At 68.6% G+C, this 26,234-nt stretch carries 22 protein-coding genes and 1 pseudogene; 11 read left to right on the forward strand and 12 right to left on the reverse strand.

Features of this window, described 5'->3' with window-relative positions:
• Positions 1-73: 73 nt before the first annotated feature.
• From ACWD26_RS01285 to ACWD26_RS01315, 7 genes and pseudogenes are all read right to left on the reverse strand, one after another.
• Complete coding sequence (locus ACWD26_RS01285) at positions 74-904, reverse strand: carbohydrate ABC transporter permease (RefSeq protein WP_451264923.1); 831 nt, start codon at positions 902-904, stop codon at positions 74-76.
• Entirely contained in the window at positions 901-1,752 is an 852-nt protein-coding gene (locus ACWD26_RS01290; protein ID WP_451265263.1) for a carbohydrate ABC transporter permease, read from the reverse strand. The genes ACWD26_RS01285 and ACWD26_RS01290 overlap by 4 nt, the downstream gene beginning before the upstream one ends.
• Before the next feature lie 95 nt (positions 1,753-1,847).
• A complete protein-coding gene (locus tag ACWD26_RS01295; protein WP_451264925.1) occupies positions 1,848-3,098 on the reverse strand; it encodes an extracellular solute-binding protein in 1,251 nt (416 codons plus the stop codon).
• 388 nt (positions 3,099-3,486) lie between these two features.
• Positions 3,487-4,914 (reverse strand): RICIN domain-containing protein, encoded by a 1,428-nt coding sequence (locus ACWD26_RS01300; RefSeq protein WP_451264927.1) that lies wholly within the window; start codon positions 4,912-4,914, stop codon positions 3,487-3,489.
• A gap of 146 nt (positions 4,915-5,060) precedes the next feature.
• Positions 5,061-5,435: a hypothetical protein gene (locus ACWD26_RS01305; RefSeq protein ID WP_451264929.1), complete on the reverse strand. Its 375-nt coding sequence runs from the start codon at positions 5,433-5,435 to the stop codon at positions 5,061-5,063.
• Positions 5,436-5,926: 491 nt separating this feature from the next.
• Positions 5,927-6,433: pseudogene (locus tag ACWD26_RS01310) on the reverse strand (cupin domain-containing protein); the annotation flags it as partial.
• A 141-nt stretch (positions 6,434-6,574) separates the two neighbouring features.
• Positions 6,575-7,189 (reverse strand): ester cyclase, encoded by a 615-nt coding sequence (locus ACWD26_RS01315; protein ID WP_451264931.1) that lies wholly within the window; start codon positions 7,187-7,189, stop codon positions 6,575-6,577.
• Positions 7,190-7,440: 251 nt separating this feature from the next.
• Here ACWD26_RS01315 and ACWD26_RS01320 point away from each other — a divergent pair, with 251 nt between their 5' ends.
• On the forward strand, positions 7,441-7,752 hold the full coding sequence (locus ACWD26_RS01320) for a MarR family winged helix-turn-helix transcriptional regulator (RefSeq protein ID WP_451265265.1): 312 nt from the start codon (positions 7,441-7,443) through the stop codon (positions 7,750-7,752).
• 680 nt (positions 7,753-8,432) lie between these two features.
• On the opposite strand, the gene ACWD26_RS01325 is transcribed toward ACWD26_RS01320, so the two are convergent.
• From ACWD26_RS01325 to ACWD26_RS01340, 4 genes are all read right to left on the reverse strand, one after another.
• Entirely contained in the window at positions 8,433-8,768 is a 336-nt protein-coding gene (locus ACWD26_RS01325; RefSeq protein ID WP_451265267.1) for a tyrosine-type recombinase/integrase, read from the reverse strand.
• A 73-nt stretch (positions 8,769-8,841) separates the two neighbouring features.
• Positions 8,842-10,029, reverse strand: coding sequence for a DegT/DnrJ/EryC1/StrS family aminotransferase (locus ACWD26_RS01330; RefSeq protein WP_451264933.1), 1,188 nt, complete (start codon positions 10,027-10,029; stop codon positions 8,842-8,844).
• Between the two features lie 116 nt (positions 10,030-10,145).
• A complete protein-coding gene (locus ACWD26_RS01335) occupies positions 10,146-11,768 on the reverse strand; it encodes an AMP-binding protein (protein WP_451264935.1) in 1,623 nt (540 codons plus the stop codon).
• Between the two features lie 46 nt (positions 11,769-11,814).
• On the reverse strand, positions 11,815-12,999 hold the full coding sequence (locus ACWD26_RS01340; protein ID WP_451264937.1) for an acyl-CoA dehydrogenase family protein: 1,185 nt from the start codon (positions 12,997-12,999) through the stop codon (positions 11,815-11,817).
• 77 nt (positions 13,000-13,076) lie between these two features.
• On the opposite strand from ACWD26_RS01340, the gene ACWD26_RS01345 reads away from it, so the two are divergent.
• The 5 genes from ACWD26_RS01345 (at position 13,077) to ACWD26_RS01365 (ending at position 18,516) form a co-directional block, all read left to right on the forward strand.
• Positions 13,077-13,952, forward strand: a complete 876-nt coding sequence (locus ACWD26_RS01345) for an enoyl-CoA hydratase (protein WP_451264939.1) — start codon at positions 13,077-13,079, stop codon at positions 13,950-13,952.
• Positions 13,949-15,022, forward strand: coding sequence for an acyl-CoA dehydrogenase family protein (locus tag ACWD26_RS01350; protein WP_451264941.1), 1,074 nt, complete (start codon positions 13,949-13,951; stop codon positions 15,020-15,022). The genes ACWD26_RS01345 and ACWD26_RS01350 overlap by 4 nt, the downstream gene beginning before the upstream one ends.
• A gap of 152 nt (positions 15,023-15,174) precedes the next feature.
• Positions 15,175-16,893, forward strand: a complete 1,719-nt coding sequence (locus ACWD26_RS01355; protein ID WP_451264943.1) for an AMP-binding protein — start codon at positions 15,175-15,177, stop codon at positions 16,891-16,893.
• A gap of 49 nt (positions 16,894-16,942) precedes the next feature.
• Complete coding sequence (locus ACWD26_RS01360) at positions 16,943-17,434, forward strand: nuclear transport factor 2 family protein (protein ID WP_451264945.1); 492 nt, start codon at positions 16,943-16,945, stop codon at positions 17,432-17,434.
• Positions 17,435-17,568: 134 nt separating this feature from the next.
• Entirely contained in the window at positions 17,569-18,516 is a 948-nt protein-coding gene (locus ACWD26_RS01365) for an acetaldehyde dehydrogenase (acetylating) (protein WP_451264947.1), read from the forward strand.
• A gap of 199 nt (positions 18,517-18,715) precedes the next feature.
• Here ACWD26_RS01365 and ACWD26_RS01370 read toward each other — a convergent pair whose 3' ends face one another.
• Entirely contained in the window at positions 18,716-19,471 is a 756-nt protein-coding gene (locus ACWD26_RS01370) for a hypothetical protein (protein ID WP_451264949.1), read from the reverse strand.
• A 383-nt stretch (positions 19,472-19,854) separates the two neighbouring features.
• On the opposite strand from ACWD26_RS01370, the gene dmpG reads away from it, so the two are divergent.
• The 5 genes from dmpG (at position 19,855) to ACWD26_RS01395 (ending at position 26,233) form a co-directional block, all read left to right on the forward strand.
• Positions 19,855-20,880 carry a 4-hydroxy-2-oxovalerate aldolase gene (gene dmpG / locus ACWD26_RS01375; protein WP_451264951.1) on the forward strand — a complete coding sequence of 342 codons (1,026 nt, stop codon included), beginning with the start codon at positions 19,855-19,857 and terminating at the stop codon, positions 20,878-20,880.
• A 120-nt stretch (positions 20,881-21,000) separates the two neighbouring features.
• Positions 21,001-22,383 (forward strand): ABC transporter substrate-binding protein, encoded by a 1,383-nt coding sequence (locus ACWD26_RS01380; RefSeq protein ID WP_451264952.1) that lies wholly within the window; start codon positions 21,001-21,003, stop codon positions 22,381-22,383.
• Between the two features lie 130 nt (positions 22,384-22,513).
• Entirely contained in the window at positions 22,514-24,790 is a 2,277-nt protein-coding gene (locus ACWD26_RS01385) for a branched-chain amino acid ABC transporter permease (protein WP_451264954.1), read from the forward strand.
• Entirely contained in the window at positions 24,777-25,508 is a 732-nt protein-coding gene (locus tag ACWD26_RS01390) for an ABC transporter ATP-binding protein (RefSeq protein WP_451264956.1), read from the forward strand. The genes ACWD26_RS01385 and ACWD26_RS01390 overlap by 14 nt, the downstream gene beginning before the upstream one ends.
• Positions 25,505-26,233 carry an ABC transporter ATP-binding protein gene (locus tag ACWD26_RS01395; RefSeq protein ID WP_451264958.1) on the forward strand — a complete coding sequence of 243 codons (729 nt, stop codon included), beginning with the start codon at positions 25,505-25,507 and terminating at the stop codon, positions 26,231-26,233. The genes ACWD26_RS01390 and ACWD26_RS01395 overlap by 4 nt, the downstream gene beginning before the upstream one ends.
• Position 26,234 lies beyond the last annotated feature (1 nt).

Below are 26,234 nucleotides of genomic sequence, written 5' to 3' on the forward strand. Positions count from 1 at the left end.
GGGAGTGCTTGGAGGGCATGCCGAGGAAGGCCGGCGCGCCCAGGGCACCGGCCGACTCCTCAGATGTAATGCGCTACTTGGAGAAACCGGCGGTCAGTCCGGCGACGAGTTGCCGCCTGGCGAGGACGAACACCACCAGCATGGGAAGGGTGGACAGGACGACCGCGGCCATGGTCGCGGGGACGTCGATGCCGAACTGGCCCCGGAACAGCGTCAGGGCGAGCGGCAGCACCGCCTTGTCCTGGCTCTGGGTGAGGATCAGCGGGAAGAGGAAGCCGTTCCACACCTGCAGGCCGTCGTACACCGCGACGGTGACCAGTGCGGGGCGGGCCATCGGCGCCGCCAGCGAGACCAGCATCCGCCAGTCGCCGGCGCCGTCCACGACCATCGCCTCGAACAGCGACCGGGGCACGTCCCGCAGGAAGCTGACCAGGATCATCACCGTGACCGGCAGCGCGAAGGCCGCCGAGGGCAGCACGATCGCGGCCAGGCTGTCGTACATGTGCATGCGGATGATCAGCAGGTACACCGGGATGATCACCGCCTGCAGCGGGATCGCCAGGCCCAGCAGGTACAGCCGGAACGACAGCCGGGACCAGGGATTGGCGTACCGGACGATCGAGAACGCTGCCATCAGCGCGGCGACGACCGTGACCGCGACGGTCGCCACGGTGACGACGACGCTGTTGAGCAGGTAGGTCGTGAAGTCGCTGGAGAGGACGGTCGTGTAGTTGGCCAGGGTCGGGTGGCCGGGCGGGGCGAGCGGGCTTTCGGCGGTGAAGTCCGTACGGCCGCGCAGGCTGGTCACCACCAGCCAGTACACGGGGACGACGACCAGAGCGGTCCACAGGAGCGCGGCGCCGCCGGTGATGGTGCGGCGCAGGGTCGCGACGGCGGTACTCACATGCCCTCCTGCTGGCTGTCCATCCGGGTGAAGCCGGACAGGCGGGTGGTCAGCAGCGACAGACCGAGGCCGAACACCACGAGCAGTGTGGCGATCGCGCTGGCCCGGCCCATGTCGTGGGCCTGGAACCCCGTGATGTACATGGCCAGCGGCAGCACTCGCGTCGCCGTACCCGGGCCGCCCGTGCCGCCCGACAGGACGAAGATCAGGTCGAAGTAGGTCAGCGAGCCCACCAGCATCAGCGTGCTCGACGTGACGAACGTGTACTTCAGCTGTGGCAGGGTGATCCGCAGGAAACGGGTCACGGGCCCGGCGCCGTCGATCGCGGCGGCCTCGTACAGCGAGACCGGGATCTGCCGGAGCCCGGCCTGGTAGAGCAGGGCGTGGAACGGTACGAACTGCCAGGCGATCACGAAGATCACCGTGTAGAGCGCCAGGTCGGGCGAGCCGAGCAGCGGCCGCGCCAGCCAGTGCAGCCCGGGAGTGACGCCGATGCCGAAGGACGGGTCGAGCAGGGCCTGCCAGGTCAGGCCGATCGCCACGGCGGACAGCAGCAGCGGCAGGAACCACAGCACGGCGAAGAACGCGCGGAGCCGTCCCCGGGGCGCCTGGAAGACACCGAGCGCGAGGGCGAGCGGGGTCTGGAGCAGCCAGCTGACCAGCATCACCTTGAGGGTCAGCCACAGCGCCTGCCAGGTGGCGCCGTCGCTCAGCACATCCGTCCAGTTCGTGAGCCCGGCCCAGCCGAGAGAGCCGAGCCCGTCCCAGCGGGCGAGGCTCAGCGCCAGCACGCCGACCAGCGGGACCAGGCCGAACAGGCCGAACAGGAGCAGGGCGGGCGCGGCCATCAGCAGGCCGCTGTAGCGGCGGCGACCGGGACGGGCCGTGCCCGGCCGCGCCTTGACGGACGCGACCGGACGCGACGTACGGACTACTGCGGCCATTACTTCGCCGCCTCGCTCATGTTCGTACCGAACTCCGCCGGCCTGATCTGCCGCAGGAACGATTTGTCAACGTTGGTGAGCAGCGGATCGGCCTGGTCGGAGGGCAGAGCCTGGTCCCAGGAGAGCTGGAAGCTCGGCGCGTTCTGCACCAGGCCGTAGACGAAGGTCAGCCAGCCCTTGTCGGACGACTTGACCGCCGAGAGCTTCGGCTCCAGGCCGTTGACCGGGGGCACGCTGCCCGCCGCGAGGTAGGCGTCGACCTGGGAGCTGTTCATGACGTAGTTCTTCAGGTACGTGAGCGCGGCCTGCTTGTTCTTTCCGGCCGTGTTCAGCGACAGGAAGTTCGAGGGGTTGCCGACGATGTTCTTCGGGTCGCCCTTGCCGCCGGGCAGCGCCGGGAAGGCGACATAGCCGAGGTCCTTCTTCACGAAGTCCGGCGCGGCCTTGACCAGGTTGGCGTACTCCCAGGTGCCCATCAGCTCCATGCCGGCCTTGCCGGTGTAGAGCAGTGCAGTGGAGGCGCCCTGGTCGTAGTTCACGGAGGACGCGTTGTCGCCGAAGGCACCCGCCTTCGCGAGCTCCTGCAGGCGGGCGTTGGCCTGGGTGACCGCCGGGTCCTTCCACGCCGAGCCGTCACCGGAGGCGATCTTCTCGAAGACCTGGGAGCCGCCCACGCGGTCAAGCAGGTACTCCAGGTGCATCAGCGTCGGCCACTTCGAGTTCGCCGCGAGGGAGATGGGAGTGACGCCGTCGGCCTTCAGCTTCTTCACGGCCGTCAGCAGGTCCTGGTACGTCTTCGGCGGCTCGACGCCCGCGTCCTTCAGGACCTTCTTGTTGTAGAAGAGGACGACCGGGGCCAGACCGTTGGCGGGCACACCGTAGACCTTGCCGCCGAAGGTGGCGCTCTTCATCACGCTGGGCGTGAACCGCTCGGTGTCCACCTGGGCGTCGGTGAGGGCGTCGACCTTGCCCGCCTTGACGTAGTCGTTCAGGGCGCCGCCGCCCCAGTTGAAGAACAGATCGGGGGCCTGGTTCGCGCCGAAGGCCACGCGCAGCTTCTGCTTGTAGTCGTCGTTGGCGAACAGCCTCAGGGTGATCTTCTGGTCCGGGTGGTCCTTGTTGTAGGCGTCCACGGACTGCTGCAGGATCGTCTGGTCCGTCAGCGCCCACATCGTCAGGCCCTTCGACGACGAGCCCTCGGCCGAACCGGCCGGCCCGGACGTCCCGCACGCGGCGAGGCCCAGGGCCACCGCCAGGGTGACCGCGCCAGCAGCCGCGCGTCGCGTACCCGTACCTCCGAAGGTACGGGAACCGCCTGAATTTCCGAGAACCCGGAATCTGTGCATCTCTGCCTCTCTTCTCTCGGCATGCCGTATTTCATGCGCCAGGCAGATAGGCGACTCGCACGAAACGCTTTCGGATGCCTTCACCGCGGACGGCCTGCCTGCTGGAGCGGGACACTGACACGCCATTCACAGCCGGGACAAGGAGGTGAAATCGCTCGGTTACGAAACATTTTCGGAAAGAGCCTGGCCGACGGGTCTCCAGGAGGCTGAGTGTCGCTCGCTGCCAGCGCGCCATGGCAATGAGGGGTGGCCCGCCGGACGCCGGCGGGCCCACCCCGGTGTGGTGGCGGAATCAGCTTGCGCGTCTGAACTGCTGGTTGGTGCCGGTCCCGCAGGTCCATTGGATGAGCTTGGCGCCGTCGGCGGTGGAGGCGCCCTCGATGTCCAGGCACTTGCCGCTCAGCCGGGAGACGAGGCGGACGTGGCCGTCGCCGGCGTCCTGGAGCTGCCACTGCTGGTTGGTGCCGGTGGAGCAGGGCCACTGGATGATCGGGTTGCCGTTGGCGGTGGAGTTGTTGGCCACGTCCACGCACTTGCCGCTGTGCCGAGCCATGAGCTGGACGTATCCGCTGCCCATGTCCTTGAACCAGAACGCCTGGTTCATGCCGCCGTTACAGGTGTACTGGGTGAACTGGACGCCGTCGTCCAGTGACTTGCTGGGCATGTCGATGCACTTACCGCTGTGGCGGGCCGTGATGGTCTCCCACGGGCCGCCGGCACCGTCCACCTTGCCGGTGGCCGTGTCGATGGTGATCTGCGGGTACCAGTCCATGGACATGGTGGTACTGGTGGGGAACTCCAGTGGCAGCCAGACGTACTTGGAGGCGTTGACGTTCTGGCCGAAGGAGTTGCCCCAGCGGTCACCCATGTAGAGGTACTCGGTGCCCGCGGTGCCCTGGACCGGCAGGACGAACGTGGTCTGGGAGCCGTACGCGGTGGAGTCACCGACGTTCTGCAGGGCGCTCCATGTGCCGGTGATGCTGGTGGCGGTGGCGTACTTCTGCTGGTTCGGGTTCCAGCCGGTGGCGCCAGAGGTGAGCAGGAAGTAGACGCCGTTGCGCTTGAACATCGCGGGGGCCTCCCGCAGCTGACCCTGCCACAGCAGCTGTACGCGGCTGTCGACGTTGAGATAGTCCGGGGTCAAGCGGTAGATGTGCAGGTCCCGGTTCTCGTTGGCGGCGGAGATCATGTAGCCGGTGCCATCGTCGTCGACGTAGGCGGTGATGTCGCGGGACATGTAGCCCAGGGGGCGGAAGCTGCCCTGGTAGTCGTAGTCGCCGTCGACGGTGTCGGAGACGGCGACGGCGGCACGGGCCTGGGTGTAGTCGGTGGCCAGTTCCTTGTGCATCCACATCACGAACTTGCCGGTGGCCGCGTTGTATATGACCTTGGGCCGCTCGATGTTGGCGGACGCCAGCTCCGGGTCGGATGCCTGGGTCAGAACGTGGCGTCTGAACTCCCAGGTCTTGAGGTCGGTCGAGCGGTACGCCGACACATACCTGAAGGAGTTGTCGTCGTTGCGGTTCTCACCGAACCAGTAGTAATAGGAACCGACCTTGATCACGCCGCCGCCGTGGGCGTGCACGATGGCACCGGTGGTGTCGGTGAACTGGGTTCCGTTCGGGATGCTGACGGTCGCCGCGTGGGCGGTGCTCGTCAGGAGGGCCTGCGGCAGGAGAGCCGCCAGCACGGCGAGAACAAGGAGCCAGGCGCGGCGCATGGGGTGTTACCTCCACTTCGGCTGCCCGGCGCATGAGGAAAGCAACAATCTCCATCAGGACCGAGCATAAATTGGCCAAAATCCAACACTGTGCCACATGAGACCCCTTATGGGAGCTGCCTGTCAATGGGTGCACATGGCCGATTTCATGCGCTGCTCGCACTGGTGCGCGCTCCTCCGCCACCGGCCGGCCGAGCCCTTCGGCCACGGGGCCTCCGTCTCGGCGCTGCCGCTCCGCGGCCAGGGCGAAGGACCGCCCGGCCGCGCGGCCAGAACACCTGCGCACCGCCCGCGTGCTCCCGGGGTTCCGCCAGGTAGGCGTAGTCCACTGGCGATTTCCACAGCTCCCACATGCGCCCCGAGTCGTGGATCGGCGGGTGGTCGTCCGTTCCGCCGGCCTCGATGAGCAGCACGCTGCGGCCGGCGTCCACGAGTCTGCGGACGATGACGCAGCCGGCGGATCCGGTGCCCACCACGATGTGGTCGTACGTGTTGTGTGTGCCCATGGCATGTGTGTCCATGGCGGAAGGATGCTCGTGGCGGAAGTGCTCGGCTTTGCGTGTGCGTGCACAGGCGTTGTCGATGCGGGCACGGTCACCCGCCCGGCCAGGCCGGCCACCCGCCTGCTGTGCGGCCCTCTCCGCGCGGGCTTCGCTCGGGCTGACGCCGGAGGCGGCCTTGAAGGCGTGGCTGAAGTGGGCGGGGTCGGAATAGCCCCAACGCGGCCGATGGCACCGACGGGCAGGTGCGCCAGCGCGGGATCGGTGAGGTCGCGCCGGCAGCGGGCCAGCCGTTGCTCCCGGATCCACCCCGCGACGGTGTACCCCTGTTCGGCCAGCAGCTTGTACAGGTATCGGCGGGAGATGCGGTGGGCGGCCGCGATCTCATCGGGGCCGAGTCCCGGGTCGGTCAGCCGCTGTTCCATGTGGGCGAGGATGCGCCGCGTGAGCAGTTCCCGGTCGGCGTCCCGCGTCCGCGTCCGGTCCGCGCCCGTGCGCTCGGTCAGCAGGGTGCCCAGCAGGTCGGCCACCACATCACCCAGTCGGGGCGTGTCCAGGGACTCCAACTCGCCGACGTGTCGCGCCAGTCCGTACAGCAAGGGTCGGGCCACCGCCCCGACCCCGCTGCGGCACGGCATCGGCCTCGCTGTCACCCGCGCCAGATCGCGTTCCGGGACCCGCAGCATCTCGCGGGGGAACATGAGCGCCAGGCTGCGGCCCGGCCGGTCCGTGTCGAGGGTGTACGGCTGGCGCGTGTCGTAGACGGCCAGCTCACCGGGCGCCAACTCGGCTCGATGGTCGCCCTGGGAGAGCACGCAATGCCCGGCCAGTTGCAGGCTCACCTTGACCAGGTAGGGCGTGTCCGAGCCGATCAGCCGCCGGGTACGGGCCGCACGGTGCGGGGTGACCTCCACCACCGACACTTGCGCCGGACCCATCCGGGTGGTACGCGGCCGTGCGCGGAAGTCGCCCTTCGTGCCCTGCAGGCAGACCTCCAACGGCACGAAGCTGCGGCGGACGGTGTCCCGCCAGGGCTCGAGTTTCGCTCCTTATCGCGCACGACGGCCGGCCAGCGGCGAGCATAGGCGACGCGGAGACCCTCCGCTCCTGCTGGGACGGCGCATTCTTCTGGCTCGGGCCAGATCAGGTTCGGGGATCCCTCAGGCCAGGCCGACCTGCCGCTGCATCGTCAGCTGGTCGAAGAAGAGAAACTCCTCCTCCATGACGCCGCGCTTGTTCAGGACGCCGACGGTGCACATGTGAAGGGCGAACCGCCTGCCCGTGGGCTGGATGAAACCGCCCTTGCCGTCCGGCATCGGGCCAGTGAAGGTGCCTTCCCACACGCCGGTCACGGCGACGAAATTGGCCTTTGCGATGCGGACGGGGTGTACCTCGATCTTGATGTCCGGCGCCCAGAGGAACTGGGCCTTCATGTCCTCGATGTGGATGTCCAGTCCGTCGGTGTAGTGGCCGTCGGGCCAGTGGACGCGGACGTCCTGGTCGTGGCTCTCGTCGAATCGGTCCCAGTCCTGGTGGGAGTAGACGTCGAAGTCCGCGACGTCGAACATCTCCAGGTTGCGGCGCTCCTCACGGGTGAGGTGCCGGGGCCACGGGTATTCCTCACGGGTCTTGACCGGGTCTCCCATCTTGTACTCGCCCAGGGCACGGAAGCGGTCCGCGGCCTCGGCCGGGGTCCCGCCCTCGAGCGCTGCCGTGAGAGCCAGCGCACCGAACGCTGCCCCTGCTCCACCCCTGAGGACGGCACGACGATCCATATGTCATCACTCCCGCAATGATCGAAAAGTAAAGTTGCCTGCGCACACAACTTTTCACACACTTGGTTGCGCACGCAAGTAGGGCTCGTAGGATGGGAGGCGTGACTGACGACAGCCCCGGGATCACACCGCTCACCGCTGACGAGTACGCCCTGGTCAAGGCGCTACGGCCGGCGATGGCGGCCCTGACCCACGCCTTCGACGCGAATCTGCACCCCATGGGCCTGACGCACGCCGAGTACATCGCCCTGATGTTCCTGTCCGAGGCCCCCGGCCGCGCACTGCGCCTGGGCGACCTGGCCGAGCTGTGCCACCAGTCCCCCTCCCACATCGGGCGCACCGTGCAGCAACTGCAGGCCAAAGGGCTGGTCGTGCGGGAGCAGTGCAGTCAGGACGCCCGTTCCTTCCGCGCCGTGCTCACCGACGCCGGCCTCGCCCGCCTCGAACAAGCCTGGCCTCTCCACATCGCGGGTGTCCGCCGCCGTCTGTTCGACCAGCTCGACGGCATCGACGTGGGCAAGCTCGCGGCCGCTTTCCAGCGCATCGCCGAGGCCGGCGACTGACTGCTTGCTGCGGAACGCTCGCCGGGCCGTTTCCCGATGGAGGGGATGACGGACACGGGCCCACTCCTGGGCGCGTATGTCGGCGCGGTCCGGGGAACGTCGGCGTGGGAGCTGGTCGGTCAACTCGCAGTGGAACAGGGTCGCTTGCAGGTTGAACAAGGCGGTCGATAGGGCCTTGACGCCGCGGTTCGGGATGCGCCGAGCGGCCGCCAGCAGCAGGCGGCGTCCTTCGTCCCAGTCGCTTTGCCGCAGTTCGTGCGGCTGCTTGCCGAACAGCGCGATGAAGTGGGCCAGCAGGTTGAACTGGGTCATGGCCACCGTGTCGCGAAAGCCGAGCGTGCGGGCGGTCTCCATGAACCTCACGTGCAGTTCCGGCGCCGTGCGGGCGAGCACGATGCCCAGTCGCGGGCGGCGGGCGACCAGGTAGTCCGCCCCGGGTTGCAGACGTCCGGTGACCGGGAGCCAGCTGATGAACCGGTGGGTTTCGTGGTTGAAGGCGAGCTGGCCTGCCAGCGGCAGGCGACAGAAGTCGGTCAGGTCGGGCACTGCGGCGAGCAGAGCGCGGGCTCCCCAGCGGACCTTGTGGTCGGTGTTCATGCCGTGCGCGGCCCGGTGGGCGAGGTAGAACTCGACGAGGTCCGGGCGCACGATCGGCAGAGCTGCGGCGCGGGCCCGGCGCATCAGGACTCAGCCCGGTCGGCGTCGATGGCGGCACTGGCCTGCAGGTGCTGCTCGACGAGCCATGCGTTGGCCAAGTGGAGGTAGATCCGGGTCGACTCGATGGAGCGACTTCCGACCTGGGCCTGTACCGCTTCCAGTGCCATTCCCGCCTCCCGCAGCCGGGTCAGGCAGGTGTGTCGTAGCTGATGACACGTCGACTTCGGTAGTTCGTTCCGTTTCCGGATGCCGTCGAGGATCTCGTCCAGGCCGTCGGCGGACAGCGGCCGACCGTGGGTCGGCCCGCGCGACGCCACGAACAGCCGGTCATGATCGACCGGCGGACGCTCACGGTCCAGGTAGTCGCCGACCGCGTCGAAGAACTACCCGGAGAGGGGTATGAGGCGTTGATGCCTGCCCGCTACCAGCGGATCAAGTGGTCGTCGCGTGCTGTCGGGCGAACGCGTGGATCGAGGCGACCACATGGTCGAGTTCCTCTTCCGTCGTGCCGTGGCTCATGCCCAACGACATTCCCCGGGCGAAGACCTCGTCGGCGACCGGGAGCCCGTCCTCGGGTTGCCGGAAGTCGACGTTGCGCATCATGGGGTGCCGCGTGACATTGCCGCTCCACACGGTGCGCGTGTCGATACCCGCGGCCTCCAGGGATTCCTGCAGGTCGCTGCGTTGGAACGGTGCTTCGGGCCGGACGAGAACGGGATAGCACAGCCACGCCGTGTGGAAGTCCTTGAGCTGGCGCGGCAGTGAGAAGAGGTCGGGGTAGCTGCCGAAGGCTCCGCTGTACGCGTCGAAGAGCTCTGCGCGGCGGGCGAAGTTGCGGTCCAGTTTGGCGAGTTGTTGCAGGCCGAAGGCCGCGCCCAGCTCGGAGGGCTCGAAGTTCCAGGGCAGTTCGTCGAAGATGAAGTCGTTGTCGTACGCGACCCCGTCGAGGTCCTCACGGAACACCCGGCCGGTGCCGCGCGACCCGAACAGGTGCGGCTCCGAGCGCCGGCCCCAGCGGCGCAGCATGAGTCCGCGGTCGCGCAGGGCGGGGTCGTCGAGGGTCACCATGCCGCCGTTGCCCGCGCACGTGATGATGTGCGCCATGGCGAAGCTAGTGACGGTGATGTCGCTGCGTGTGCCCGTCGGAGTGCCCCGCAACATGGTGCCCAGGGCGTCGCACGAGTCCTCGATGACCTTCAGCCCGTGCCGGTCGGCGATGTCACGGATCGCGTCCCAGTCGGGGGCGTTTCCCGCGAGGTTGGGGACGAGCAGAGCGCGGGTCCGCTCCGTGACCATCTCTTCGATCTTGGTGACATCGACGTTGTACGTGTCGGGCTCGACGTCGACGAAGACGGGAACAAGGCCGGCCCGGACGATCGGGGCGACATCGGTGGAGAAGGTCAAGGGGGAGGTGATGACCTCGGACCCCTTGGGCAGGTCGAGCAGCTCGATGGCGAGGTACAGTGCCGAGGAGCCCGAGTTGCACATCAGGCCCAGCTGCTTGCCGTAGAGGGCGGCGATCCGGCGTTCCATCTCGGCGACGTTCTTGCCGATCCTGAGGGCGAGCGGGCCGCCGCGCAGGACCTCCACAACGGCGTTGACCTCCGCTTCGTCGTGCACACTGCGCGCGTATGTGACCCTGACCAACGCGTCCTCCTGCGATCCTGTGGAGCATGGGCGTTCCGCACGGAGGCCAGGGTGGAACAGCTGTCGGAAGGCAGGGCCGCCGATCCCGTTCAGCGGGACAGGTCGCGCGAGTGCGTCGGCAGCCGCGACTTGAGGACTTTCCCGCCTGCGTTCCTCGGGAACTCCGCGGTCACGATGACCTTTCGTGGCGCCTTGTAGTTGGCCAGCCGCTCGCGGCAGTACGCGAGGACTTCATCCGGGTCCGGGCGGGCACCATGGCGCGGCACGACGTAGGCCCATGCCACAGAACCGAGCCGGGCATCGGGCGCTCCCACCACGGCGGCTTCGGCCAGCTCCGGATGGGACACCAGAACCTTCTCCACCTCCGCCGGATACACGTTGAAGCCGCCGACCGTGAACATGTCCTTGAGCCGGTCGGTGATCTGCAGACACCCATGCTCGTCGAGTCGGCCGACGTCTCCGGTGTGCAACCAACCGTGCGTGTCGACGGCGCGGCGGGTGGCTTCCTCGTCCTCGAAGTAGCCGAGCATGACATGTGCTCCGCGCAGCAGGACTTCACCGTCCTGACCCGCCGCCAGCCGCCTTCCGTCGGCGTCGACGACGCGAATCTCGATACCGGGAACGGCGGGTCCGACGGTCTGTGCGACATGCTCGGGGTCCTCGCCCGGTCGGGACTGGGTGGCCACCACGCACTCGGTGAGGCCGTACGCCTGAGCCACCGTGTCGAAGCCCAGAACGTCGCGCATCTGCCGGAAGAGGGACGCGGGGACCACTGCCGCACCGGCAATGGCGAACCGCAGCGAGGAGATGTCGTACTCCCGCAGCCGAGGATGGTTGAGCAGGGTGGTGAAGACGGTGGGTGCGCCGGGCAGTACGGAGATCCGGGCTGCCTGGATCAGCTCGAGGACCGCATCACCGTCGAAGACCTGCACGGGGTGGATGGTGCTACCGGCGGTGAGAGCGGCGATGACACCTGCCTTGTAGCCGAAGCCGTGGAAGAACGGGCTCACGATCGCATAGCGGTCAGTCGGGCGCAGACCGGCCCCATGGGCCCACACCTCGGCCACGCCGGTGGTCTGCCGATGGGCGCTCATCACGCCCTTGGGCAGCCCGGTCGTGCCGGAAGTGAACATGATGTCGCACAGGTCGTCGGGCCTCACTGCTTCGGCGAGCCGTGTGCCCTCGTCGAGGGGAACGGATTCGGCACCGGCGAGGAAATCCCGCCATGCCAGGAGGGCGGGGGTGGAGCGCTGCGCGGAGATGTCCACGAGGGTGTGCAGGTCCGGCAGCCCCGCCACAGCGCTCGTTCCGTCACCAGGCGTCTCTGCGGCGGCTTGTCGCAGCATCGCCGTGTAGTCCGTCCCCAGAAAGCCGTTCGCCACCACGAGCGCGGTGGCTCGTGAACGGAGCAGGAGCTCGGCTGCCTCGTGCCCCCGGTAGCGGGTGTTGAGCGGAACCAGGCACGCGCCCGCACACTGCGCGCCGAGCATCGCGAGGATGAAATGCAACCCATTGGGTGCCCAGACGGCCACGCGGTCCCCGGGACGGACACCGACGGCGATGTAGGCACGGGCGGTTCGGAAGACGAGATCGGCAAGTTCCCGGTAGCCGACTGTGAGGTCGCCGTCGACCACGGCCGGATGGTCGCCGTGGTGGGCCGCGGCGTCCACGAGCAGCTTGGGGATGGTGGTTCGCTGTTCCTCGCCGATCACGCGATGGTCCTTCCGTGAAGGTGTCCGTCTGGAATCCGAGCGAAGTTCATGCGCCCGGCCGGGCCGTCACGGACGACTCCTTCGGCAGGCCGAGGACCCGCTCGGCGATGATGTTCCGTTGGATCTCGTTGGAACCGGCGTAGATCGTGTCGGAGCGGGAGAACAGGAACAGCCGCTGGAAGTCCGTGAGTTCGTACGGATATCCGGTCGTCAGCATCCCTTCCGCGCCGCACACGTCCATGGCGAGCTCGCCGAGTTCCCGGTGCCAGGTAGCCCAGAAGATCTTGCCGATGGACGCTTCGGAGCCGGGCGCACCGGCCGCGATCCCTTCGAGCATGCGCAGGGCATTGAACCGGATGATCTCCAGGCCGCTCCAGGCCCGGGCGATGCGATCGCGGATCAGGGGATCACTCGCGGCTCCGTTCTGCTTGGCACGCTGGATGATCGCTTCCAGTTCCCGCCGGAATCCCACTTGCAGGCCCAGGGTGGACACACCGCGCTCGAACCCGAGCGTGGCCATGGCGACCTTCCAACCGTCCCCAGGTGCCCCGACGACATGGGACGCAGCGGTCCGTGCCCCGTCGAAGAACACCTCGTTGAACTCCGATGTCCCGGTCAGCTGGGTGATCGGCCGGATCTCCACACCCGGTTGACCAAGGGGCACGAGCAGATACGACAGCCCCTGATGGCGAAGAGAACCCGGCTCCGTACGGGCGATCACGAAACACCAGTGGGACTCGTGCGCGAGGGAGGTCCAGATCTTCTGTCCGATCACCACCCACTCGTCGCCGTCACGTTCGGCCCGTGTACGGACACCCGCGAGATCCGAGCCGGCATCCGGCTCGCTGTAACCCTGGCACCACAGTTCCTCCGCTGCCACGATCCGCGGCAGGAAACGCTCGCGCTGCGCCGGCGTGCCGAAGGCGATGAGTGTGGGGCCGAGCAGCTGCTCGCCGATGTGGTTGACGCGCGTGGGCCCGTCCGCGAGGGCGTACTCCTCATGGAAAGCGATCTGCTGCTCCAGGGTTGCTCCCCGACCCCCGTACTTCTTCGGCCACCCGACACAGGTCCAGCCCGCAGCGGCCATGTGCCGTTCCCAGGCGAGCCGTTCGGCGAACGCCTCGTGCTCGCGGCCGGGCCCGCCGCGACCGCGCAGATCGGCGAAATCGCCGGTGAGATGTGTGTGCAGCCACTCGCGGATCTCGACACGGAAGTCCTCGATGCTGCTCATGGGGGCTCCCGACGGCTCTCGACGGCATGGAGCCTGGACGCTAACCTACCAAACACTTGTTAGGGAAGGAGGGGTGGATGTCCTCCGCACGGACAGCACCCGAAGAGCCGGTACGGTACGAACGCCGAGGCTCTGTCGCCGTATTGACCATGAACCGGCCGGCCTTTCGCAACGCCCAGAACTCGGCCATGACCTACGCGTTGGACCGTGCCTTCTATCGCGCGGCCGACGATGACGAAGTCAAGGTCGTCGTACTCGCGGGCGCGGGGAAGCACTTCTCGGCCGGCCATGACATCGGCACTCCTGAGCGCGATGCCCACCAACCGTTCGAGCGCAGAGCGGGATTGTGGTGGGACCACTCCGACAAGCAGGGTGTCGAAAGCCGCTACGCCCGCGAGTCGGAGGTCTACCTGGGCATGTGCCGCCGCTGGCGCGAACTGCCCAAACCGTCGATCGCCGCGGTCCAGGGCGCGTGTGTCGCGGGCGGGCTGATGCTCGCCTGGGTGTGTGACCTGATCGTCGCCTCCGAGGACGCCTTCTTCGCGGACCCCGTGGTCCGCATGGGCATCCCGGGCGTCGAGTACTTCGCGCACCCGTGGGTGATGCCACCACGCATCGCCAAGGAGTTCCTCTTCACCGGTGACCGCATGAGCGCCCGGCGGGCCTACGAGGTCGGCATGATCAACCGAGTCGTCCCGCATGCCGACCTCGCCGATCACGCCCTTGAGTTGGCTGAGCGCGTCGCCGAGATGCCCCGTATGGGCCTGGCCCTGACCAAGCGTGCGGTCAACCAGGCCGAGGACCTTCAGGGAATGCACGCCGGAATGGACTCCGTCTTCGGCCTGCACCACTTGGCCCATGCGCACAACGCCGAGACCGGCGCCGACTCCCTGGCAGGGATGGACGTCAACGCCATGAAGAAGGCGGGATCGTCACGGAGCATCGACGGATGAGGCCGACCGAAGAGCAGGAAGAACTGCGCGCCGCGGTACGGGCGTTGCTCAACCGTCACACCGGTGCAGCGGCCTGGCAGCCACTGGCCGAGCAGATCGGCGTCGCGGGCCTGGCGATACCCGAGCAGTACGGCGGAGCCGGCTGCGGCCCGCTCGAACTGCATGTCGTGATGGAGGAGTTGGGGCGAAGCCTGAGCCCCGTACCTGTGCTCGGCTCCGCGGTACTGGCGAGCGGGGCGGTGCTGGCGTCCGGGGACGAGGCTGCCTGCGTGCGGCTGCTGCCGGGGCTTGCCGAGGGCAGGGACGTGGGAACGCTGGCATGGGCGGAGGAGGGGAGCTGGAACCCGGCGGCGATCAAGACACAGGCCGTCGCGGGAGCCGGGTCCGAGTGGCACATCACAGGCACCAAGGAGTACGTACTCAACGGTGACCGGGCCACACTGCTGCTGGTCGCCGCCCGCTCCACGGCCGGAGTCTCGCTCTTCGAAGTGGTCGTGGACGGGTCGGGCGTTCATCACGAAGCGGTGGGTGCCATGGACCAGTCGCGGTCCCTGTCACGCGTCACCTTCGATGGCGCCGAAGCCCGTCTCATCGGTGATGACGGCGCCGCTGACCGTACCCTCGACGACGTTCTGGCCCACGCGTGCACGGCTCTCGCCGCCGAGCAGGTCGGTGCGGCCGAACGCTGCCTGGAACTCACGGTCGCCTATGCCAAGGACCGCGTCCAGTTCGGTCGGCCCATCGGCTCCTTCCAGGCGGTGAAGCACCGGCTCGCGGATGCGTACGTCCTCGTGGAGGTGGCTCGGTCTGCGGCGCTCGGTGCCGCGACGGCTGCCGCCACGGGAGCGCCGGAGCTGCGACGCCTTGCCGCAGTGGCCAAGTCGGTCTGCTCGGAGGCCTTTTCCGCGGTGGCGGGCGACATGATCCAACTGCACGGCGGTATCGCGATCACCTGGGAGCACGACGCCCACCGCTATTTCAAACGAGCTCATGGCACGGCACAGCTCTTCGGAACACCAGGTTGGCACCGCGCACGCCTGGCGACCGAGCTGGGCCTGGTACCTGCCTGACCCGGGCGAACCCGAACGGCCGGATCGCGGGGTGACCCCCTCCCGACGCGACCGTGCGGCTCGCCGTCGCCGCAGCGGCCGCGTGCCACCCAGTGGGAGCGCCGACACGGCCGGCACGCAAGCTGCCTAGCCTCCGCTGCGAGGAGGTCCGGATGAAGACATTCGCCGATGTGGTGCGTTCCCGCACCGGGGACACACACGAAGGGCTCCGGTTCGAGGGGCGGTCGTGGACCTGGGACGAGGTGGTGCGTGAGGCGTCGGTACGTGCCGCCCTGCTGAAGACGTTCCCGGTCGACGCGGAACGTGGTCAGCGACATGTGGGCGTACTGCTGGAGAACGTGCCCGACTTCGTGTTCTGGCTGCTGGGAGCCGCGCTCAGCGGTGATGTGGTGGTCGGGATCAACCCCACGCGGCGCGGGCAGGAGCTGTGTCACGACATCCGCCACTCCGACTGCGACCTGCTCGTCAGCGAACCGCTCTACCTGGATGCCGACGACCGACCCGTCCTTCCGCTCCCCACCGAGCGGATCCTCGACGTGGAGTCAGCCGTGTACGAGGAGCTGCTGGCCCGGCACCAGGGCGCGCCGGTCCCTGGCACGGGCCCGGACCCGGCGGCCACCTACCTGTTGCTGTTCAGCTCCGGATCGACCGGGGCGCCCAAAGCCGTGATCTGCACGACGGGCCGACTGGGCCGGCTCACCGACCGGATGGCCGAGCGCATCTCGCTGCACCGCGACTCGGTCGCCTACTTGTGCCTGCCGCTGTTCCACGGCCACGCGATCATGATGAATCTCGCCGCCGCGGCCTACGTCGGGGCCACCGTGGTGATGGTGCGGAAGTTCTCCGCCAGCCGTTTCGCCGAGGACATCCGCCGCCATCGCGTGACGTACTTCAACTACGTCGGACGAGTGCTCAGTTACATCCTCGCGCGGCCCGTCGTTCCCGATGAGTCCGTCAACTCCCTGGAGGTAGCGTTCGGTTCGGAGGCTTCACCTGCCGAAGCGCACGCGTTCCGCGATCGCTTCGGCTGTGAGGTTCGCGAAGGGTACGGCGCCAGCGAAGGTGTGATCCGCATCGTCCCTGTGCCGGGTTCGCCGCCCAACTCGCTCGGCCTGCCCGTGCCAGGCCTCGCTGCCGTCATCTGCAAGGAGGACGGCAGCGAGTGCCCACGGGCGCGCTTCGACGGCCAGGGGCGGCTGCTCAACGCGGAAGAGGCGACGGGCGAGATCGTGGTCTTGGGGCAGGGGCCCAGCTTCGAGGGCTACTACAAGAACCCGGAGGCGATGGCACAGCGGCTCCGCTTCGGCGGTAAGGACTTCTGGACAGGAGACCTCGCCTATCGCGACGAGGACGGCTACTTCTACTTCGCCGGGCGAACGTCGGACTGGCTGCGCGTGGACGGCGAGAACTTCGCCACCGCCCCCTTGGAACGGATCCTGGCGCGCTACCCGGCCTTCTCCGACGCTCACGCCTACGCGGTGCCAGACCCGCGCACCGGGGATCAGGTGATGTGTGCGGTCACGCTGCGGCACGGCGAGACCTTCGACGCGGACGGCTTCGCCGCGTTCCTCGACGCGCAGCCCGATCTGGGGACCAAGTGGCGGCCCTCGTTCATACGGGTGTTGGCGGCCGTTCCGACGACAGCGAACCGGAAGATCGACAAGGCGCCGCTGCGCGGCATGGCCTGGGAGGCCGAAGACGTGTGGTGGGCGCCCACGCGCGACAGCACATACCGGCCGCTCACCCAGGAGCAACGAGCGGCGATCCGTGAGGAGTTCCGAGCCGCGGGCCGCGAGAACGCGCTGCCGGCCGCATCGCGGTCACTGCGGCAGACCGACCGCCTCGTGAGCCCCCCGTCCAGGTCCCGTTGAATGAGATACCCGCGTACCGGGGCTGGGGCAGCGGCCACAGTGCAGGGGCATGACGGCATTCACCCGAGCAGAACTCGAGTCGGCATTCAGCACCTGGCACAGGACCGTCCGTGAGTGCGCACGTACCCATGACTGGGCGCCGTTCGTGGCGCTGTTCACCGAGAAGGCGGAGTACCACGAGGCGAACGCCGGCGTGCTGGTCGGCCCGGAGCAGATCGCCGGTTGGATCGACTTCGCGATGGGTCAGTTCCCCGGCACCGAGTACGAGGAGTTCCCGGTTCACTGGCATGTCATCGACGAGCAGGCCGGGGTCATCGTCGCCAAGGTGGGTAACCGGATGCGCGATCCGGGCGACGGGTGGCGGCTGGAGACGACGAATCTCCTCGTGCTCGAGTACGCGGGAGGCGGCAGGTTCTCCCGCGAGGAGGATGTGTACGACCCCGCCGTGTTCATCGGCCAGGTTCAGGAGTGGAGGAAGCGCGCCGTCGCCAGCGGCACCCTCACGGATGAACAGCGCGCTTGGTTCGCACAGTCCGGCTGAATGCCCTCCTGGCGCGGGTCCCGTTCAATGGGATGTCCGCTCGCCGCGGCCGTGCCAGGAGCGACAGTGCCCTAAGCCGCTGACGTCGGGCCGGTGCCCGGCGCATCCACCTCAGCCGAGCAAGGGGAAGAACGATGCCGCGAACAAAGGCTGCGATCATCGGGTCGGGGAACATCGGCACAGATCTGATGGTCAAGGTGATGCGCACCTCGCAGAAGCTCGAGATGGGCGCGATGGTGGGCATCGATCCGGACTCGGACGGGCTGGCGCGGGCGAACCGCCTGGGCTTCGCGACCACCCATCGGGGTGTGGAAGGCCTGCTGGAACTGCCCGAGTTCGAGGAAATCGAGATCGTCTTCGACGCCACCTCCGCCAAGGCCCACCAAAACAATGCGGCGAAGCTGCGCCCGTACGGGAAGCGGATCATCGACCTGACCCCGGCCGCCATCGGACCGTACGTCATTCCCGCGGTCAACCTGCGGGAGCACCTCCGTGAGCCCAACCTCAACATGGTCACCTGCGGGGGCCAGGCGACGATCCCGATCGTTGCCGCGATCAGCCGGGTCGTGCCGGTGCCCTACGCGGAGATCGTCGCGTCGATCGCCTCCAAGTCCGCCGGCCCGGGCACTCGCGCGAACATCGACGAGTTCACCGAGACGACTTCCGCGGCCATCACGCAGGTGGGCGGAGCGCGCAAGGGCAAGGCCTTGATCATTCTCAACCCCGCGGAGCCGCCGCTGATCATGCGCGACACCGTCTTCGCCTTGGTCGAAGCCGCCGACCCCGCCGTCCATGACGACATCCGGCACAGCGTCACGAAGATGGTCGCGGACGTGGCGGCGTACGTGCCCGGCTACCGGCTCAAGCAACAGGTCCAGATCACCGATATTCCCGCCGAGCAGCCCGTGCAGACCCTCCTCGACCCCGACGCCGGGCGCCCCACCCACCAGGTGTCGGTGTTCCTCGAAGTCGAGGGTGCCGCGCACTATCTCCCGGCCTACGCCGGGAACCTCGACATCATGACCGCGGCCGGCCTCCAGGTCGCCGAGCGGATCGCGGCGGCGAAGGCAGGCGATCGATGAGGCGCTCGGCGTAGGCGGTCAAGTCGGGGTGGTGCATCGCCAGACAGATGGTGTCGGGCCCGAAGACGAAGTGCCCGGCGGCCGGGGCGTTGGTCCGCTGGGAGGCGCGGCAACGCTGAGGTGCGGGGCGTCCGGCCCCGACGCCCGAACCGCCGCCCTAGCGTGGATGACGCCTCGTAGCGGGCCTGGCCCGGCCGGTTCAGGGGATGAGCCGGCCGGGCCTCCTGTTGACGAAACCGTCGCGCTGCAGCCGCGGGACGTGGTCGATGAGGAGCGTGGCGGTACGGCGTACGCCAGGGGCGAGTGCGCGCAGCCGGCCTGCGAGGTCCGCGGCGTCGGGACGGGGCCGGTTCGGGCGGACGTCGACGCGTTCCACCGCGACGACATGGTCACGCTCGGCAGCCCAGTCGTAGGCGACCTGGCGCAGCAGGAGCGTGTGCGCCCGGGGGTCCAGCTGCCACCAATCACCCGTGTGGTCCGGCGGTCGGGACGGGCTGAGCAGAACATCGAATCTTCCCTGCTCGTCGCACTTGAGCGAGTTGAGGTCGTAGAACTCCGATGCCTGAATCGTGCCGTCCGGCAGGGGCGGTGCCATCGCGCCGATCTTGGCGATACGCAGCGAACCCGCGTGCCCGCGAAGCCGGTAGGTCCCGCCGGGGGTGATGTGCGCTGTCCTGTAGATCGTGTCGGCATTCGGCTGGAAGACGTTGAGCACGGCGTTCAGCGAGGGCAGGAAGATCGGGTGGTCGCCGCCGCCGCCGAGGGCGTCGATGCACCGGGCGGCGAGTGCGCCGAGCATCAGCCGTCCGATCTCCTGCTGAACCTGCGGGTCGACACGAACGTGCTCGGGCAGCGTTTCCAGCGTCGCGGGCGCCAGATCGCGCAGGTCGTCCAGGAAGGCGTTCCACAAGGGCAGCAGCGGTTCGGCCTGAGGTGGGTCAACTGACCGTGGCATGTATCAACCCTTCCGAAGACGATCCGCTGACCCGAGCGCGAGTCGCGCACGGCGACCTACCAGGAGCGGTGCCGTACATACGTGGACGGCGGACGGCGCGATGTCAACAAGCCGACGCTAGGAGCCGGGTGCCTGGGCAGCCCTGTCGATCCCGCTGGTCGGGAGCAGCGGCAACCCTTCGTTGGGAGGCGGATCCCGAACTCACGCGGAGCAGGTCCCGTTGAATGGGACGCTCGCACGTCGCAGTCGCCTCGAGCCCCAGAGTGCTGGGAGCCATGCCCGCCGGCCGTGTGCCGGACGGCAGCCGACCGAGGGGAAGAACGATGCCGCGAACGAAGGTTGCGACCACCGGGTCGGGCAGTACCGGCACCGGCGGGCAACCGATGAGCACGCAGATCTACGTCCAGGACGTCACACTGCGCGACGGTATGCACGCCATCCGGCACCGCATCACGCCCTCGGACGTCGCCCGCATCGTCACGGCACTCGACGAAGCGGGCGTGGACGCCATCGAGGTCGCCCACGGCGACGGGCTCGCCGGCGGCTCCGTCAATTACGGCCCGGGTTCGCATACCGACTGGGAGTGGATCGAGGCCGCCGCCTCCGTACTGAAACGGGCGCGCCTGACAACCCTGTTGCTTCCCGGCGTGGGCACGATCCGTGAACTCAAGCGTGCCTGGGATCTCGGCGTCCGGTCGGTCCGTATCGCCACGCATTGCACCGAGGCCGACGTCGCCGCCCAGCACATCGCCACCGCCCGTGAGATCGGGATGGACGTTGCCGGATTCCTGATGCTCAGCCATATGGCCCCACCCGAGGAGCTGGCGCGACAGGCCAGGCTGATGGAGTCCTACGGAGCCCACTGCGTGTACATCACCGACTCCGGCGGTCGGCTGACGATGAACGACGTCGCCGCCCGGGTGCGTGCCTACCGCGACGTGCTCGATCCGCAGACGGAGATCGGCATCCACGCGCACGAGAACCTGTCCCTGTCCGTCGCGAACTCGGTCGTCGCCGTCGAGAACGGCGTCCGCCGCGTGGACGCCTCACTCGCAGGCCACGGTGCGGGAGCCGGAAACTGCCCCATCGAAGCGTTCGTCGCGGTGGCCGACATCTCCGAATTCCAGCACGGCTGCGATCTGTTCAAGCTGCAGGACGCCGCCGACGACCTGGTCCGCCCACTGCAGGACCGCCCCGTGCGGGTGGACCGCGAGACGCTCACCCTCGGCTACGGCGGGGTCTATTCGTCGTTCCTGCGGCACGCCGAACTCGCCTCGCAGCGCTACGGCGTCGACGTACGCGACCTGCTCATGGAGTGCGGCCGGCGGCGCTTGGTGGGCGGCCAGGAAGACATGATCATCGATATCGCGCTCACGCTCAGCGCCGGAACCGACGCCTCACCGGCGTGATGGCCGGGACCGGTCCCACTGGCCGGGACGCACCGGTCGCGGGTGGCCGGGTTCCCCCACTCTGTCCCGCACAGCAGGCCGGAAACCACCGGTTGCGTCGATGAGAGAGAGCTAGCCGTGATGAGACTCAACAGGCTCGCCCGCACGGGCGCTGTCGTTCTCAGCCTCGCTCTGGTGGGCGTGGGATGCAGCTCGAACCGCTCCGGTGAGGGGCCGGCCACCGAGGGCGGGAAGTCCACTGAGAAGGCCGCCACCTTCGGCGACATGGAGTCGCCGTGCGGGCCGGGGGACGCCAAGGGCGCCACCGACCAAGGAGTGACGGACACATCGATTGCGATCGGGTACGGCGACGATCGCGGTTACACCGCGGCACCCGGTCTCAGCCAGGAGGTCGGCGACGCCGTCAAGGCAATGATCAAGTGGTGCAACGACCAGGGTGGCATCAACGGCCGGAAGCTGGCCGGCACCCGCTACGACGCGGCTGTCACCAACACCGTCCCGGTGATGAAGAAGGCCTGCAAGCAGGAGTTCATGCTCGTCGGCGACGGCCTGGCCAACGACTTCGCCGGCGATCCGGTGCGCGTCGCCTGCAAGCTTCCGCACGTGCCGGCGTTCACCGTCGGCCCGAACGCGACGATGGGCCGACTGAAGTTCGAGCCCATGCCGTACCCCGTCGACCTCTACAACGCGGCCGGTCTGAAGGCCGAGCTGGAGCTCATCCCGGAGCTCAAGGAGTCGATCTCGATCATGAGGTCCGACGCGCCCGCCACCCAGGTTTCGGAGTACCGGGTGCAGGCCGCCCTGGCCCAGCTCGGCGTGCAGGCCAAGGACTGCGGTGTCGTGCTGCACATGGCAGGTGACGCGAGCTACGCGCCGTTGGCGCAGAAGCTCAAGGGCTGCGGGGCGAAGTCGTTCTTCACCGCGTACTCGCCGTCGCCGCAGGTCTTCGGGTTCCTCCAGGCCGTCCAGGAGGCGGGGGTCAAACTGCCCGCGATCGTCGAGTCGCAGTGGTACGGGCAGGCGTCCGCGGAGTGGAACGCGCAGTCGCACGCAGCCGAGGGGTTCGTCACCTCGCTGTCGTTCCAGCCGCTGGAGAACGCCGACATCGTGCCGGCGGTCAAGCAGTACAAGGAGATCGTCGCCGCCGACGGCGGCAAGGTGTCGTTGACCGGACTGTCCGCGGCCTCGGCCTTCCTCCTGTGGGCCACCGTCGCGAAGAAGTGCGGCTCGGATCTGACGCGTCAGTGCATGGTCGACGGTCTGGGCAAGGTGCACGACTGGACCGCCGGCGGACTGCAGGCCCCGTCCGACCCGGGGGCGAACAAGCCGAGCGAGTGCGCGCTGCTGATGAAGCTCGAAGGCGGTGCCTGGAAGCAGATCCACCCCGCCAAGCGCGGCGAGTTCGACTGTGACCCGTCCAACGTTCTGCCCATGGACCCGAAGATCTCGGGCATCAACATCGACGGGAAGCGGCAGTTCGTCTCGTTCCTGAAGAAGCCGTAGCAACTCTGCTCTGGCGCCACGGCCGTTCCAGCTCCTGTCCCGAAGCAGCGGTAGCTGCACCCGCCCGACCCGGCCCCGAGGCACTGCGGCCCCGGGGCCGGGTCCGGTGGCCGACACATGGGAACCTCATGTGACCACCTTCCTCACGTTCACCGCGTACGGTCTCGTGGTCGGGGCCATCTACGCCATCGCGGCATCCGGTCTGGTGCTGACGTACAACACCTCGGGCATCTTCAACTTCGCCCACGGCGCGCAGGCGATGATCGGTGCATTCACCTACTACCAGCTCAACGTGGTCTGGGCATTGCCCACATGGCTCGCCCTGGCGCTCGTCCTCGGCGTCCTCGGTCCCGGGACGGGGCTGCTGCTCCACGCCCTGATCATGCGGCGGCTGCACGGCACGGAGCCCGTCACCCGTATCGTCGTCACCGTCGCTGTCCTGCTGGGCTTGGTCGCCCTGTCCCAGTGGGTGTGGGACCCCGACGAGTCCCGTATTCCGCCGATGCTGTTCGGCGCCGACCGGACCGTCACCGTCCTCGATGTGACCCTGCGCTACCACCAGTTGCTGTGCCTCGCTGTCGCGCTCGTCCTCGCCGTCGTGCTGCGCGTGCTGTTCACCCGCACCCGGGCCGGCGTTCTCATGCGCGCCACGGTGGACGCTCCCGACCTGCTGCGGCTCGCCGGACACGACCCGGACCGGGTCTCCGCACTCGCCTGGGCGCTCGGTTCCTCGCTGGCCGTACTCGCCGGCGTGCTCATCACGCCCGTGATCGGCGGGACGCTTGAGGCCAACGCGCTCACGCTCCTCGTCGTCGACGCCTTCGCCGCGGCGCTCTTCGGGCGGCTGCGGAGCATTCCGCTCACCTTCGCGGGTGCCCTCGTCCTGGGGCTCGCCGGCACCTATCTGGTCGGCTACGCACCCGCCGGATGGACCTGGGCGGGCAATCTCCAGCAGTCCTTGCCGATGGTCGTCCTCTTCGTTGTTCTGCTCTTTCTGCCGTACGACCGGCTCCGCGGTGCGGCCACGCGATCGCGTGAGCGCTATGAGGTCCCCACCGTCCGCCGGGCCGCCATCTGGTCGGTGATCCTCGTCGTAGGGATGTATCTGTACGCCCGGCTGCTCGACGACCCGGGCGTCGGCCTGCTGCTCGCAGGGCTCGCGTTCGCCGTGCTCGCGCTCTCGATCACCCTGCTCACGGGGTACGCCGGCGAACTCAACCTCGCACCCCTCGCGTTCTCCGCCGTGGCGACCCTGGTCGCATATCACGTCGGAGCCCGCGGCGACGGAGGCGACGCGCGGATGAGCCTGTGGGGTGTCGTCGCCGGGGTTGCGGCGGCCGCGCTGTCCGGGGCGGTGGTCGCGTTGCCCGCGGTGCGGCTGCGCGGCCTGTATCTGGCGCTGGCGACCCTGGCGTTCGGCGTCTTCGTCTCCACGATGCTGCTGCGCGACACCACTCCGCACACCTGGTTCGGCCACACCTTCACGATCTTCCCGAGCGGCAACCTGCTGATCCCCCCGCTGAAGGCGGGGCCGGTCGACCTCGCCGACCAGGACACCTTCCTCCTCGTGGTCTCAGGCATCTTCGCCCTGCTCGGCGTCGGCCTGGTCGCCCTGCGCAACAGCGGCTACGGCCGACGGCTTGCCGCGATGAAGGACAGCCCGGCCGCGGCCGCGATGCTCGGACAGCGGCTGATTCCGCTCAAGCTCGGCGTGTTCGCCCTCTCGACGGCAATCGCCGGACTCGGCGGCATCCTGATGTCGATGGCGCTGACCTCGGTCGCCATCGAGAGCTTCGGCTTCACCATGAGCCTGTCCGTGGTGATGCTCACCGTGGTCGCGGGCATCGGCTACGTCAGCGGCGCCCTGGTCGGGGGCCTGATCGTGGGCGGCGGAATGAGCGCGCTCACCCTGCTGCTCAGCGACCTCGGCGTGAGCCATCCGCACTACGCCGACACCTTCGGCATCGTCACGCATCTGATGCTGGTCGGAACCGCACTGGCCGGCATCGGAGTGGCCCACAATCCGAGCGGCCTCCTGCACGACCTGTTCGCCGGCCACCGCCGGCTCGCGCGCACGCCACGCATTCGCTACGCCGCGGTCGCCCTCCAGGTCCTGCTGTACGCACTGGCGTGGACCGAGATGATCGGGGCCGCGGCGTTCCTCTTCGCCAGCCTGGCCCTCTGGTTCGCCCTACCGGGTATCGGCGCCGCGGTGCGCCGTGGAGCCGGGAAGGGCACCACACCACCCGAGCTCCTGGGCATCGACGACGACTGGCCGGTAGGCCTCACCGATCGGCTCGACCGGGAGTTGGGGATGACGCTGCCGCCCGCACCGCGCACACCCGAGCCCGTGGTCGTACGTCCCTCATCGCCGCGCGCCAAGGAGGCCGACGATGTCCCTGCTTGAGACCGACGGGGTGTCCGTCCGCTACGGCGGCGACGTCGCGCTCGACGCGGTCAGCGTGTCGATGGCGCCCGGCGAGGTGACTGGGCTGATCGGGCCGAACGGCGCCGGCAAGACGACCTTGTTCAACTGCGTCACCGGTATGCAGCCGGTCCGCTCCGGACGTGTCCTGTTCGACGGGAAGGACGTGACCCGGCTCGGCGCCGGGCGGCGTGCCCGGCTGGGCATGGCACGCACGTTCCAGCGGCTCGAACTGTTCCTGTCCATGAGCGTCCGCGACAACGTACGCGTCGCCGGGGACATCGTGCGGGCCAACACCCGCACGCGGCTGGACGTGCGGGCCGAGACCGAGCGGCTTCTGGCGATCACAGGCCTCTCCGACATCGCCGACCGCGAAGTCGCGGCCATCCCGACGGGACGGGCCCGCGTGGTCGAGGTCGCCCGCGCGCTCATGACCCGGCCGAGGCTGCTGCTCCTCGACGAGCCCGCGGCAGGGCAGACGGAGGAGGAGAGCGAGCGGTTCGCCACTCTGCTCGAGAACGTCGCGTCCGACGGAGTCGCTGTCTGTCTCGTGGAACACGACCTGCCGCTGGTGATGGGCCTGTGTTCCACCATCCACGTCCTCGACCACGGTGTGCTCATCGCCAGCGGGACGCCCGCCGAGGTCCGCGAGTCGCCGGCCGTCATCGAGGCCTACATCGGGACGGAGACGCCGGCATGACCCTTTCCGCACCGACGCCCGGGGCCGTGGCGCCCGTCATCGAACTGTCCGGCATCCGGGCGTCGTACGGCGAGATCGAGGTGCTGCACGGCATCGACCTCACCGTGCCGTCCGGCGCCGTGGTGGCCCTGCTCGGGCCGAACGGCGCGGGCAAGACCACGGTGATGAAGGTGGTCAGCGGCCTGCTGTCCCCGGCGTCGGGAACAATCCGGCTGGCAGGACGTGATGTCACGGGCATCACAGCGACCGAGACCGCCCGGCTGGGGGTGTGCTCGATCCCGGAGGGCCGCGGTGTGTTCGCCAACCTCACCGTCCGCGAGAACCTCTGGGTAGCCGCAGGCCACCGCGTCGGACTCGAGGAGCTGGAGGAGGTCGCCTACACCCGCTTTCCTCGCCTCGGCGAACGACGCGATCAGCTCGCCGGTTCGATGTCGGGTGGGGAGCAGCAGATGCTTGCACTCGCATGCGCCCTCGGCACCGACCCTGCCGTCCTCCTGCTCGACGAGCTGTCGATGGGGCTCGCACCCGTGGTGGTCCGCCAGGTGTACGACGTCATCGCCGGGCTCGCCGCCGAGGGCATCGCCATCCTGCTGGCCGAGCAGTTCGCCCAGATCGCCCTGCCGCTCGCCGACCACGCCGTGCTGCTGGCCCGCGGCCGGGTGGTGCACGCCGGAGCACCGGCCGATGTCGAACGAGAACTCTCCACCACCTATCTGGGAGTCTGAC

The sequence above is a fragment of the Streptomyces sp. NPDC002787 genome, assembly GCF_053592095.1.

What these genes read in the sequence shown, in the direction of transcription:
- ACWD26_RS01390 (WP_451264956.1), top strand. Translation starts at nt 24,777, where the DNA reads ATGTCCCTGCTTGAGACCGACGGGGTGTCCGTCCGCTACGGCGGCGAC.
- ACWD26_RS01315 (WP_451264931.1), bottom strand. Translation starts at nt 7,189, where the DNA reads ATGGATCGTCGTGCCGTCCTCAGGGGTGGAGCAGGGGCAGCGTTCGGT.
- ACWD26_RS01350 (WP_451264941.1), top strand. Translation starts at nt 13,949, where the DNA reads ATGAGGCCGACCGAAGAGCAGGAAGAACTGCGCGCCGCGGTACGGGCG.
- dmpG (WP_451264951.1), top strand. Translation starts at nt 19,855, where the DNA reads ATGAGCACGCAGATCTACGTCCAGGACGTCACACTGCGCGACGGTATG.
- ACWD26_RS01355 (WP_451264943.1), top strand. Translation starts at nt 15,175, where the DNA reads ATGAAGACATTCGCCGATGTGGTGCGTTCCCGCACCGGGGACACACAC.
- ACWD26_RS01300 (WP_451264927.1), bottom strand. Translation starts at nt 4,914, where the DNA reads ATGCGCCGCGCCTGGCTCCTTGTTCTCGCCGTGCTGGCGGCTCTCCTG.
- ACWD26_RS01345 (WP_451264939.1), top strand. Translation starts at nt 13,077, where the DNA reads ATGTCCTCCGCACGGACAGCACCCGAAGAGCCGGTACGGTACGAACGC.
- ACWD26_RS01365 (WP_451264947.1), top strand. Translation starts at nt 17,569, where the DNA reads ATGCCGCGAACAAAGGCTGCGATCATCGGGTCGGGGAACATCGGCACA.
- ACWD26_RS01380 (WP_451264952.1), top strand. Translation starts at nt 21,001, where the DNA reads ATGAGACTCAACAGGCTCGCCCGCACGGGCGCTGTCGTTCTCAGCCTC.
- ACWD26_RS01360 (WP_451264945.1), top strand. Translation starts at nt 16,943, where the DNA reads ATGACGGCATTCACCCGAGCAGAACTCGAGTCGGCATTCAGCACCTGG.
- ACWD26_RS01370 (WP_451264949.1), bottom strand. Translation starts at nt 19,471, where the DNA reads ATGCCACGGTCAGTTGACCCACCTCAGGCCGAACCGCTGCTGCCCTTG.
- ACWD26_RS01340 (WP_451264937.1), bottom strand. Translation starts at nt 12,999, where the DNA reads ATGAGCAGCATCGAGGACTTCCGTGTCGAGATCCGCGAGTGGCTGCAC.
- ACWD26_RS01395 (WP_451264958.1), top strand. Translation starts at nt 25,505, where the DNA reads ATGACCCTTTCCGCACCGACGCCCGGGGCCGTGGCGCCCGTCATCGAA.
- ACWD26_RS01305 (WP_451264929.1), bottom strand. Translation starts at nt 5,435, where the DNA reads ATGGACACACATGCCATGGGCACACACAACACGTACGACCACATCGTG.
- ACWD26_RS01320 (WP_451265265.1), top strand. Translation starts at nt 7,441, where the DNA reads ATGTTCCTGTCCGAGGCCCCCGGCCGCGCACTGCGCCTGGGCGACCTG.
- ACWD26_RS01290 (WP_451265263.1), bottom strand. Translation starts at nt 1,752, where the DNA reads ATGGCCGCGCCCGCCCTGCTCCTGTTCGGCCTGTTCGGCCTGGTCCCG.